Genomic DNA, 11,423 nt, shown 5'->3' on the forward strand with positions numbered 1-11,423 from the left:
GCGCTGCTTGCCCTTGGTGTCCTTGCCGAAGCTGACGGTGCCGGTCACCTCGGCGAGGATGCCCGCGTCCTTGGGAGAACGCGCCTCGAACAGCTCCGCCACCCGCGGCAGACCGCCGGTGATGTCGCGCGTCTTCGAGACTTCCTGCGGGATGCGCGCCAGCACTTCGCCGACCTGCACCTGCTGGCCGTCGCGCACCGCGATCACCGCGCCCACCGGAAAGCTGATGTTCACCGCGTGGTCAGTACCGGCGATGCGCACTTCTTCGCCCACCTCGTTGATCAGCTTGACCGAGGGCCGCTGGCCTTTGCTGGCGGCCGTGGTGCGGCGCTTCGCGTCGATGACGACGAGGGTGGAAAGGCCGGTCACGTCGTCGATCTGCTTGGCGACGGTGGAGCCTTCCTCGACGTGCTCGAACTTCACCGTTCCGGCGTACTCGGTAATGATCGGCCGGTGGTGCGGGTCCCAGTTGGCGAGGGTCTTGCCCGCGCGCACGCTGTCGCCGTCGCTGACCTGCAGCGTGGCGCCGTAAGGCACCTTGTGGCGCTCGCGCTCGCGGCCGTTGTCATCCGCAATGATGATCTCGCCCGAGCGCGAGATCACCACCTTGTCGCCCTTGGCATTGCTGACATAGCGCATGGTCGGCGTAAAGCGAACCGTGCCGGAGGACTTGGCCTCGACGTGACTTTGCACCGCGGTGCGCGATGCCGCGCCACCGATGTGGAAGGTGCGCATCGTCAGCTGCGTGCCCGGCTCGCCGATCGACTGCGCGGCGATCACGCCGACCGCCTCGCCCAGCTCGACCGACCGGCCGGTGGCGAGGTTCCGCCCGTAGCACTTGACGCACACGCCCCGGCGCGATTCGCAGGTGAGCACCGATCGGATCTTGACCTTCTCGAGCCCCGCGGCCTGGATCTGACCGGCGACGTCTTCATTGATCTCCTCGTTCCCCCGGATGATCAGGTCGCCGGTGAGAGGATCGTAGACGTCCTCCATCGCCACGCGGCCGATGAGGCGGTCACGCAGCGTCTCGATGACCTCGCCCCCTTCGACGATCGCGGTGACGTAGATCCCCTCGATGGTCTGGCAGTCGTCCTCGGTGATGATCACGTCCTGCGCCACGTCCACCAGGCGCCGGGTGAGGTAGCCCGAGTCGGCCGTCTTGAGGGCCGTGTCGGCCAGCCCCTTGCGGGCCCCGTGCGTGGAGATGAAGTACTGCAGCACGTTGAGCCCCTCGCGGAAGTTGGAGGTGATCGGCGTCTCGATGATCTCGCCCGAGGGCTTCGCCATCAGTCCGCGCATCCCCGCCAGCTGACGCATCTGCTGCTTGGATCCCCTGGCACCCGAGTCGGCCATCATGTAGATCGGGTTGAACTCGCCGCCCGAGTTGTCGATCTCCTGCATCTGCTTGAACATCGCGTCGGAGATCTTCTCGGTCACGTCCGACCAGATGGCGATGACCTTGTTGTACCGCTCCCCGGGCGTGATGGCGCCCTCCTTGTACTCGTTCTCCACGGCGTCCTGCGACCGGCGGGCTTCCTCGACCAGACGCTCCTTGTTGGCCGGGACGACCATGTCGTCGATGCCGATCGACACCCCGGCACGGGTCGCGTAGTAGAAGCCGAGGGTCTTCAGCTCGTCCACCATCTTCACGGTCTTCTCGTTGCCGAAGTGCAGGTAGCAGAACTGCACGAGCTGGCCCAGGCCCTTCTTCTTCAGGAGGCCGTTCACGAACGGCACCCCCTCGGGCAGGTGGTCGTTGAACAGGATCCGGCCGATCGTGGTGGAGATCAGCTGCTTCTCGACGATCTGGATCTCGGTGTGCAGCACGTCCTGGTCGTCGTAGACCGTCGTCAGGTCCATGAGCTCGCCCGAATAGCGCACGCGCACCGCCGTCAGGAGATCGACCTCGCCCAGATCGAGCGCCAGGAGGGCCTCGTCCGCCGACCCGAAGACGCGCCCTTCGCCTTTGGCACCCTGCTTGTGCTTGGTCAGGTAGTACACGCCCAGCACGATGTCCTGCGTCGGCACGACCACCGGCTGGCCGTTCGCGGGCGACAGCAGATTCTGCGTCGAGAGCATCAGGATCTGCGCCTCGATCTGCGCCTTGGGCGACAGCGGAATGTGAACCGCCATCTGGTCACCGTCGAAGTCGGCGTTGAACGCCGTGCAGACGAGCGGGTGGATCTTGATCGCCTTCCCCTCGACGAGGACCGGCTCGAACGCCTGGATCCCGAGACGGTGAAGGGTCGGGGCGCGGTTGAGGAGAACGGGGTGCTCCTGGATGACCTCCTCCAGAAAGTCCCAGACCTTCGGCTTCTGAAGCTCGACCATCTCCTTGGCCGCCTTGATGGTCGAGACCAGCCCCTCCTGCTCGAGCTTGTTGTAGATGAACGGCTTGAACAGCTCGAGCGCCATCTTCTTCGGCAGACCGCACTGGTGGAGCTTCAGCTCGGGCCCGACGACGATGACCGAGCGGCCCGAATAGTCGACGCGCTTCCCCAGGAGGTTCTGGCGGAACCGGCCCTGCTTCCCCTTGAGCGTGTCGGAGAGCGACTTCAGGGGCCGGTTGTTGGTGCCGCGCAGGACGCGACCGCGCCGCCCGTTGTCGAACAGGGCGTCCACGGCCTCTTGAAGCATCCGTTTCTCGTTCCGAATGATGACTTCCGGAGCGCGCAGCTCGAGCAGCTTCTTCAGCCGGTTGTTGCGGTTGATGACGCGCCGGTACAGATCGTTCAGGTCGGACGTCGCGAAGCGACCGCCGTCGAGCGGCACGAGGGGCCGCAGCTCCGGCGGGATGACCGGAATCACGTCGAGGATCATCCACTCCGGCTTGTTCCCCGACTTGCGGAAGGCGTCGACGACCTTGAGCCGCTTGGCGAACTTCAGGCGCTTCTGGGTCGAGGTCTCGGTCTTCATCCTGGCGCGCATTTCGAGCGCGAGCTCCTCGACGCGCACCCGCCGCAGGAGCTCCTTGATCGCCTCGGCGCCCATCTTGGCAATGAACTTGTCGCCGTTCTCCTCGCGCAGCTTCCTGTAGCGCTCTTCCGTGAGGAGCTCCTTCTCCTCGAGGGGGGCGTCGGCGGGATCGACGACGACGTACGCCTCGAAGTACAGGATGCGCTCCAGGTCGCGGAGCGAGATGTCGAGCAGGTGGCCGATGCGGCTCGGCAGTCCCTTGAAGAACCAGACGTGGCTCACCGGGGACGCGAGCTCGATATGCCCCATGCGCTCGCGTCTCACCTTGCTCTGGGTGACTTCGACACCGCACTTGTCGCAGATCACCCCCCTGTGCTTCATCCTCTTGAACTTGCCGCACAGACACTCCCAGTCGGTGACGGGGCCGAATATCTTGGCGCAGAACAGACCGTCGCGCTCGGGCTTGAAGGTGCGGTAGTTGATCGTCTCGGGTTTCGTCACTTCGCCGTACGACCAGGAGCGGATCTTCTCCGGCGAGGCCAGGGAGATTCGGATCGACTCGAAATCGTTGATCGTGCGGGCCTTGTCCGAGAAGGGGGAGCTCTTGCTCATGGGGCGGAACCCTTCGGTGTAGGGTCTCATCGAGCGTCTCCTCCCGCGGTCGGGGGCTCGTTCTGTGTGCCGGCCCGCAGTTCGATGTCCAGGCACAAGCTCTGCAGCTCGCGCACGAGGACGTTAAAGGATTCCGGGAGCCCCGGATCCACGGTGGTCTCTCCCTTCACCAGGGCCTCGTAGATCTTGGTGCGCCCGTACACGTCGTCGGACTTGACGGTCAGGAGCTCCTGCAGGATGTGGGCCGCGCCGTACGCCTCGAGCGCCCAGACCTCCATCTCGCCGAAGCGCTGGCCTCCGAACTGGGCCTTGCCGCCCAGGGGCTGCTGGGTGATCAGAGAGTACGGTCCGATGGAGCGCGCGTGGATCTTGTCGTCCACCAGGTGCGACAGCTTCATCATGTAGATGTAGCCGACGCAGACCTTCTGGTCGAAGGGATCCCCGGACTTGCCGTCGAACAGCACGGTCTTGCCCGTCGCCGGGAGGCTGGCCTTCTTGAGATAGTCCTTGATCTCCTTCTCCGAGGCGCCGTCGAACACCGGTGTCGAGAAGTACAGACCCAGCGCCCGCGCCGCCCAGCCGAGATGCGTTTCGAGGATCTGCCCGACGTTCATGCGCGACGGAACGCCCAGCGGATTGAGCACGATCTCCACCGGCGTGCCGTCGGGCAGGTACGGCATGTCCTCCTGCGGCAGGATGCGGGCGATGACCCCCTTGTTCCCGTGCCGGCCGGCCATCTTGTCCCCGACCGACAGCTTGCGCTTCATGGCGACGTAGACCTTCACGAGCTTGATGACGCCCGGCGACAGCTCGTCCCCCTTCTTGAGCTGGGCGATCTTCTCCTCGTGCAGGCGCTTGAGGATCTGGATCTTGCGCTCGGTGCGCTCCTCGATCTCGCGGATCTCGTCCACCTCGCCCTTCCGGGAGTCCACCTCGACGCGCATGAGGTCGTCCACCGTGAGCCTTGCCATGACCTCGCGATCGAGAGCCGTCCCCTTCGCCAGCAGCTCCCTCTTCTTGCGCTTCTCCGTCAGGGGTGCCACGAGCTTCTTGTCGAGGAGGATCTCGGTGATGCGGTTGCGGTTCTCCTCCTTCAGGATGCGGATCTCGTCGTTGAGGTTCTTCTCCATCCGGGCGATCTGCTCCTGCTCGATCTGCAGCGCCCGGCCGTCCTTTTCGACGCCCTTGCGGCAGAAGATCTTGACGTCCACCACGGTCCCTTCGATCCCGGGGGGAGTCGTCAGGGACGCGTCCCGCACGTCGCCGGATTTCTCTCCGAAGATCGCCCGGAGGAGCTTCTCTTCGGGCGTGAGCTGAGTCTCTCCCTTCGGGGTCACCTTGCCGACCAGGATGTCGCCGGGGCGGACGTGGGCGCCGATGCGGATGATGCCCGACTCGTCGAGGTCCTTGAGGAAGTCCTCCGACACGTTCGGGATGTCCCGGGTGATCTCCTCCGGCCCGAGCTTGGTATCGCGCGCCTCGATCTCGAACTCTTCGATGTGGATCGAGGTGAAGTAGTCGTCCGTGACCATCTTCTCGGAGACCAGGATGGCGTCCTCGAAGTTGTAGCCCCGCCAGGGCATGAACGCCACGAGAACGTTGCGCCCCAGCGCCAGCTCGCCGTGCTCCGTGCAGGGACCGTCCGCCAGCACGTCCCCCTTCCTGACCTTCTGCCCAGCCTGCACCACGGCCTTCTGGTTGATGCAGGTGTTCTGGTTCGAGCGCTTGAACTTGGTGAGGTTGTAGATGTCGGCCCCGAAGTCCTCGTTCTCGCGCCCCTTCAGCCCGTACCCCTCGCCGGACACGCGGATGATGATGCGCTGCGAGTCGACGTAGTCGACCATGCCGTCGCGCTGGCAGCTGACGACCGCGCCGGAATCGCGGGCGGTGATCTGCTCCATGCCGGTGCCCACCAGCGGGGCCTCCGCCTTGATCAGGGGCACCGCCTGGCGCTGCATGTTCGAGCCCATGAGGGCGCGGTTGGCGTCGTCGTTCTCCAGGAACGGGATGAGCGACGCCGCCACGGAGACCAGCTGCTTCGGCGACACGTCGATGAACTGCACCTCGTCACGGTGCACGAACTTCGATTCGCCGGCGACGCGCGCCGTGACCCTCTCCTCGACGATGCGGCCGTCCTCGTTCACCGGCACGTTCGCCTGCGCGATGACCCCCTTGTCCTCCTCCCACGCGGTCAGGTAGAACGGGTGCGGCTCGTGGTCGGGCAGCCGTACCTTCTTGCCCGCCTTGCGCAGGGGCCGCAGTGCCTTCTCGAGCTCGGAGCTTTCCACGACCTGACCCAGCTCGTACGGCGAATCCCCCTTGGCGGTGATCCGGGAGTAGTCCATGACCACCCCCTTCTCGACCTTGCGGTAGGGGGACTCGATAAAGCCGAACTCGTTGATGCGGGCGTAGCAGGACAGGGACGAGATGAGGCCGATGTTCGGCCCCTCCGGCGTCTCGATCGGGCAGATGCGCCCGTAGTGAGTCGGGTGGACGTCGCGCACCTCGAACCCGGCGCGCTCGCGCGACAGACCGCCCGGGCCCAGCGCCGACAGGCGGCGCTTGTGGGTGATCTCGGACAGGGGGTTCGTCTGGTCCATGAACTGCGACAGCTGCGAGGACCCGAAGAACTCCTGGATGGCCGCCATGACCGGCTTGGCGTTGATCAGGTCGTGCGGCATGGCTGTGGTCATCTCCTGGTAGACCGACATCTTCTCCTTGATGGCCCGCTCCATCCTCACCAGCCCGATGCGGAACTGGTTCTCCAGCAGCTCGCCGACGGCCCGCACGCGGCGGTTCCCCAGGTGATCGATGTCATCCACCCCGGCGGGATTCTTGCGCAGGCCGAGGAGGTACTTCAGCACCAGCACGAAATCGTCCACCGCGAGCACGCGCTGGTCCAGCGGGAAGCTGGTCCCGAGCTTGGTGTTCATCTTGAGGCGCCCGACGCGCGACAGGTCGTAGCGGTTCCCGTCGAAGAACATTCCGTTGAACAGCGTCCGGGAGCCCTCGAGCGTCGGCGGATCACCCGGCCGCAGGCGCCGGTAGATCTCGACCAGCGCCTCCTCGGGAGTCTTCACGGGATCCTTGCGCAGCGTGTCGGTCAGGATGGTGGCGATCTCCGATTCGAGCGGGAAGAACACCTCGAACGACGACAGCCCCCGGGCGATGATGTCGTCGATCGCCTTGCCGCCGACCTTCTCGTTCGCCTCCCCCAGAATCTCACCGGAACGAGTGTCGACGATGTCGGCGATGGCGTAGGCCCCCTCGATTTCCTCCGGGTCGATCGGCACCGTCTCGACACCCGCCTTCTCCAGCGCGGCGACGAGGGTCGGGGTGATCTTCTTGCCGCGGGCGACGACCGTCTCCTTGCCCTTCCGATCGGTCACGTCCGCCCGGGCGCGGTGCCCGACGAGTCCGGACGACACGCGCCAGGCCAGCTTCTTGTTCTCGACGACGATCGTCTCGGCGCGGTAGAACCGGCGCAGCACCTCCTCGTCCGATTTCATGCCCAGGGCCCGCAGCACGACGCTGCCGAGGAACTTCCGCTTGCGATCGATGCGCACGTACAGCAGGTCCTTCTCGTCGTATTCGAACTCGAGCCAGGAGCCGCGGTACGGGATGACCTTGGCCATCCAGACCTTCTTCTGGTCGTCGGACTGGAAGAACACGCCCGGCGACCGGTGCAGCTGCGACACGATGACGCGCTCGGTGCCGTTGATGATGAACGTCCCGTTCTCGGTCAGCAGCGGGATCTCGCCGAAATAGACCTCCTGCTCCTTGATGTCGCGGATCTCCTTGTTCCCCGAGGCCGAGTCCTTCTCGTAGACCACCAGGCGGATCTTCACCTTGAGCGGGACGGTGAAGTGCATGCCGCGCTCCTGGCATTCCGCCACGTCGTACTTGAACTTGAGCGACACGGGGTCGCCGCACATCTCGCAGTGGTCGACACGGTTCTCGTTGGCCCAGCCGCAGTCGGGGCAGGTGTGGCGCGGCGCCTTCGGGTTCTGGGAGATGGTCTTCTTGCCGCACTTGACGCAAGTGATCCGGAGGTGCTCCAGACCCTCCAGCTTGCCGCACTTGCACTCCCAGTTCCCGATGGTGTACTCGACGAATTCGAGCGAGCAGGTCTGCCGGAAGTCGGAGATCGGGAAGATCGACTTGAAGACCGCCTGCAGCCCCGTGTCCTCGCGATCCGCCGGCGCCGTGTAGATCTGCAGGAAGCGCTCGTAGGACCGCTTCTGCACCTCGATCAGATTCGGGATCGGGATGGCGGTGTGGATCTTCGAGAAATTGACGCGCTCGCGGCCGTTGCCGTTCGTCGGGATGGACTGCTCTTCACTCGTCATCTGGGTCAAGAGGCCCCCTTCCCCCCGGCGCGCGGGACGCGTCCCGTGCGCGGGCGGACCTGTTCAATGGCTTCACGGAGTCGACTCCCGGGCCGCGCGAGGGCGCGGCACCCTGCGACCGGACCTGCGGCCGGCCGGGAATCGTGTGGAACGTACGGCACGAGGACGCCGCCTACTTCAGATCGACCTTGGCCCCCGCCTCGGCGAACTTCTTCTTGATGTCTTCGGCCTCCGTCTTGGACACCCCTTCCTTGACGGTCTTCGGCGCGCCGTCCACCAGGTCCTTCGCCTCCTTCAGACCCAGGCTGGTGACCTCGCGGACGACCTTGATGACGTTGATCTTCTTGTCGCCCACCTCGGTCAGGACGACGTCGAACGTGTCCTTGACCTCGGCGGCCGCGGGAGCGGCGGCGGCGCCGGCCATCGCTCCGCCCGCCATCATCATGGGCATGGCGGCGGCCGAGACCCCGAATTCGCTCTCCAGCTCCTTCACCAGCTCGGCCACCTCGAGCATCGGGGCCGCCTTCAGGTAGTTCTTGACGTCGTCCTTCGTAATCGCGGGCATTCTGTCCTCCTGAATCCAAGCGCTTCGTTTCGTGAATCGGGGCGTTCCCTTTCAGGGCGCGGGTGTAGCAGCGGGCGCCGCCGCGTCCCCTTGCGTCTTCTTCCGTGCGATCTCGTCGAGGGCCCGGACCAGGCCGCGGGCCGGAGACTTCATCACCGTCACCAGGCGGACCATCGGACCGTTGAGAACCGACAGCAGGCGCGCCACGAGCACCTCGCGCGACGGCAGAGAGGCGAGCGTCTTGATCGCCTGGGGATCGACCACCCGCCCGTCGATCAGTCCCGCCTTGATCTGGAAGCCCTGATTGTCCTTGGTGAACTCCTCCAGGGCCTTGGCGAGCGCGGCCGGGTCCTTGCTGCTGTAGGCGATCGCGGTCGGTCCCTCGAAGTGCGGCGCCAGACCCTCGTACGGCGTGCCCTTGATCACCCGCAGCGCCAGGCGGTTCTTGACCACCCGGTACCGCGAGGAGGTCGCCCGCACCTTCTTGCGCAGCGCGGAGACCTGGTTCACGCTCAGTCCGCGGTACGCCAGCACGAAGGTCGGCGGGCGGGACTCGAGCGCGCTCTTGAGCGCCTCGATCTCCTGGGTCTTCTCCTGTTTGTTCATCCCTCTCTCCTACGCGAGCGCTTCAAGGCTGCCGAGGTCCAGCCGGACGCTCGGGCTCATGCTGCTCGACACGTAGGCCGAGCGCAGGTACTTTCCCTTGGCCGTGGGCGGCTTGGCGCGCAGCACAGCGGCCACCAGCGCCCGGGCGTTGTCGAGAAGCTTCTTCTCCTCGAAGGACGACTTCCCGAACGGGACGTGGATGATCGACGTCTTGTCGACGCGAAATTCCACCTTGCCCGCCTTGATCTCCTGCACGGCCTTGGCCACGTCGAAGCTGACCGTGCCGGTCTTCGGGTTGGGCATGAGCCCCTTCGGTCCGAGGATCTTCCCCAGCCTGCCGACGTCCTTCATGGTGTCCGGCGTGGCGACCACCGCGTCGAAATCGAGCCAGCCTTCCTGGATCTTCTGCACCATCTCGACGCCACCGACGTGATCGGCGCCCGCCTTCTCCGCCTCCTTCATCTTCTCGCCGGTCGCGATCACCAGGACCTTCTTCGAGGCCCCGCTGCCGTGCGGCAGGATCACGGTGCCCCGGACCATCTGGTCGGCGTGCTTCGGGTCCACGCCCAGCAGGAGCGCCAGCTCCAGCGTCTCGTCGAACTTCGCGTACTTGACCTTTTTCAGGAGGGGGATCGCTTCGTCCAGCGAGCAGGGCTTCGCGGGCACCTGCTCCTTGGCCGCCGCGTACTTCTTGCCGTGCCGCTTCATGTGGTCACCTCGATCCCCATGCTGCGGGCCGTGCCGAGGACCGACCGGATGGCCGACTCCAGGCTCTCGGTGTTCAGGTCCGGCAGCTTGGTGCGCGCGATCTCCTCGACCTGGCCCATGGTGACCTTGCCGACCTTTTCCTTGTTGGGGACCCCCGAGCCCTTCGCCAGGCCGGCCGCCTTCTTGAGCAGGATGCTCGCGGGCGGCGTCTTGGTGATGAAGGTGTAGGACCGGTCGGCGTACACGGTGACGATCACCGGGATGATCATCCCCTCGCCCGCCTTGGCGGTCTGCGCGTTGAAGTTCTTGCAGAAGTCCATGATATTGACACCCTGCTGGCCCAGCGCGGGGCCGACGGGCGGCGCCGGCGTCGCCTTGCCGGCGGGGATGTGCAGCTTGACGTAGCCGACGATCTTCTTGGCCATGAGCCGTGTCCTTCGACGCCCTTGACGGGCCTTAGAGCTTCTCGACCTTCAGGAAGTCGAGCTCGACGGGCGTCGACCGCCCGAAAATGGTCACCATCACCTTCAGCGTGGCGCGGTCCTGATTGACCTCGTCCACGATCCCGGAAAAGTTGGAGAACGGCCCGTCCACGATGCGGACCTGGTCGCCCCTCTGGAAGTGGAACTTCGGCTTCGGCTTCTCCGCCGCCACCGAGACCTGGTTGATGATGCGGTCCACTTCCTCCTGCGTGAGCGGCGTCGGCTTCAGCCCCGAGCCGACGAAGCCGGTCACCTTGGGAGTGTTCTTCACGACGTGCCAGGTGGCGTCGTTCATCTCCATGTTGATCAGCACGTATCCCGGAAAGAACTTCTTCTTGGAGATGACCTTCGCGCCGTCCCGCATCTCGACGACATCCTCGGTCGGGATGAGGATCTCGCCGATGTCGTTGTCCATCCCGAGCGCCTCCGTGCGCTGCTTGAGGCTCTCGCGGACCTTGTTCTCATAGCCTGAGTAGGTATGCACGATGTACCACAGCTTCGCCATGCCCGTCATCGCCCTCAACCTGCGTGCGTGAAGACCCAGCTGACCATGTGGAACAGCACGGTGTCCACGATCCACAGGAACAGCGCGAAGACGAAGACGGTCACGATGACGACGGTCGTCGTGCCGCGCACTTCGATCCAGGACGGCCACGAAGTGCGCTTCAGCTCCGACCGTACCTCGACCAGGAACGTCCGTGCCCTCGTCCACCAGTTCATGCGGCTCCCGTGTCAACACATCCCTGCACGCGCCTGGCAGGCCAGGAGGGATTCGAACCCCCAACATCCGGTTTTGGAGACCGGCGCTCTAGCCGTTCGAGCTACTGGCCTGGACGGGCCGCCCCCTCACTTCGCCTCTTTGTGCACCGTGTGCGACCGGCACCAGCGGCAGAACTTCTTGAACTCCAGCTTCTCGGTCGTCTTCTTGCGATTCTTCGTGGAGACGTAGTTCCGCCTCTTGCACTGGCTGCACTGGAACGTGATCAGGTCGCGCATTACTGAACGATCTCCGTGACCGTGCCGGCGCCGACGGTGCGGCCGCCCTCGCGGATCGCGAAGCGCAGCCCCTTGTCCATCGCGATCGGCGTGATCAGCTCAATGGCCAGTCCCACGTTGTCCCCCGGCATCACCATCTCCACGCCCGACGGCAGCGTCGATACCCCCGTCACGTCCGTCGTCCGG

10 protein-coding genes and 1 tRNA gene are annotated in these 11,423 nt (G+C 65.3%); all 11 read right to left on the minus strand.

Going from position 1 to position 11,423, the window contains the following annotated elements; all coding sequences use genetic code 11:
* Positions 1-3,531, minus strand: a 3,531-nt coding sequence (rpoC, locus tag VEW47_15580) for a DNA-directed RNA polymerase subunit beta' (GenBank protein ID HYS06600.1), incomplete at its 3' end; no start/stop codon positions are given.
* Positions 3,532-3,557: 26 nt separating this feature from the next.
* Complete coding sequence (rpoB, locus tag VEW47_15585; protein ID HYS06601.1) at positions 3,558-7,880, minus strand: DNA-directed RNA polymerase subunit beta; 4,323 nt, start codon at positions 7,878-7,880, stop codon at positions 3,558-3,560.
* Between the two features lie 172 nt (positions 7,881-8,052).
* A complete protein-coding gene (gene rplL, locus VEW47_15590) occupies positions 8,053-8,445 on the minus strand; it encodes a 50S ribosomal protein L7/L12 (protein HYS06602.1) in 393 nt (130 codons plus the stop codon).
* Between the two features lie 51 nt (positions 8,446-8,496).
* Positions 8,497-9,051 (minus strand): 50S ribosomal protein L10, encoded by a 555-nt coding sequence (gene rplJ, locus VEW47_15595; protein HYS06603.1) that lies wholly within the window; start codon positions 9,049-9,051, stop codon positions 8,497-8,499.
* A 9-nt stretch (positions 9,052-9,060) separates the two neighbouring features.
* Complete coding sequence (gene rplA, locus VEW47_15600) at positions 9,061-9,759, minus strand: 50S ribosomal protein L1 (protein ID HYS06604.1); 699 nt, start codon at positions 9,757-9,759, stop codon at positions 9,061-9,063.
* Entirely contained in the window at positions 9,756-10,184 is a 429-nt protein-coding gene (gene rplK / locus VEW47_15605) for a 50S ribosomal protein L11 (GenBank protein HYS06605.1), read from the minus strand. Before rplK ends, rplA begins: the two co-directional genes overlap by 4 nt.
* Positions 10,185-10,215: 31 nt before the next feature.
* Complete coding sequence (gene nusG, locus VEW47_15610) at positions 10,216-10,746, minus strand: transcription termination/antitermination protein NusG (GenBank protein HYS06606.1); 531 nt, start codon at positions 10,744-10,746, stop codon at positions 10,216-10,218.
* A gap of 14 nt (positions 10,747-10,760) precedes the next feature.
* Positions 10,761-10,961 (minus strand): preprotein translocase subunit SecE, encoded by a 201-nt coding sequence (secE, locus tag VEW47_15615; protein ID HYS06607.1) that lies wholly within the window; start codon positions 10,959-10,961, stop codon positions 10,761-10,763.
* Positions 10,962-10,995: 34 nt separating this feature from the next.
* Positions 10,996-11,072: transfer RNA gene (locus VEW47_15620), tRNA-Trp, on the minus strand.
* A gap of 15 nt (positions 11,073-11,087) precedes the next feature.
* Positions 11,088-11,237 (minus strand): 50S ribosomal protein L33, encoded by a 150-nt coding sequence (rpmG, locus tag VEW47_15625; GenBank protein ID HYS06608.1) that lies wholly within the window; start codon positions 11,235-11,237, stop codon positions 11,088-11,090.
* On the minus strand, positions 11,237-11,423 hold a 187-nt coding region (gene tuf / locus VEW47_15630), incomplete at its 5' end, for an elongation factor Tu (protein ID HYS06609.1). The genes tuf and rpmG, both read right to left, overlap by 1 nt.

The organism is Candidatus Dormiibacterota bacterium (assembly GCA_035635555.1).
Taxonomy (GTDB): Bacteria; Acidobacteriota; Polarisedimenticolia; order Gp22-AA2; family Gp22-AA2; genus Gp22-AA3.

Excerpts from the sequence above, each read along its gene's own strand:
- rplL (HYS06602.1), bottom strand. The coding sequence starts at position 8,445 with ATGCCCGCGATTACGAAGGACGACGTCAAGAACTACCTGAAGGCGGCC.
- rplJ (HYS06603.1), bottom strand. The coding sequence starts at position 9,051 with ATGAACAAACAGGAGAAGACCCAGGAGATCGAGGCGCTCAAGAGCGCG.
- nusG (HYS06606.1), bottom strand. The coding sequence starts at position 10,746 with ATGGCGAAGCTGTGGTACATCGTGCATACCTACTCAGGCTATGAGAAC.
- secE (HYS06607.1), bottom strand. The coding sequence starts at position 10,961 with ATGAACTGGTGGACGAGGGCACGGACGTTCCTGGTCGAGGTACGGTCG.
- rplK (HYS06605.1), bottom strand. The coding sequence starts at position 10,184 with ATGGCCAAGAAGATCGTCGGCTACGTCAAGCTGCACATCCCCGCCGGC.
- rpmG (HYS06608.1), bottom strand. The coding sequence starts at position 11,237 with ATGCGCGACCTGATCACGTTCCAGTGCAGCCAGTGCAAGAGGCGGAAC.
- rpoB (HYS06601.1), bottom strand. The coding sequence starts at position 7,880 with ATGACGAGTGAAGAGCAGTCCATCCCGACGAACGGCAACGGCCGCGAG.
- rplA (HYS06604.1), bottom strand. The coding sequence starts at position 9,759 with ATGAAGCGGCACGGCAAGAAGTACGCGGCGGCCAAGGAGCAGGTGCCC.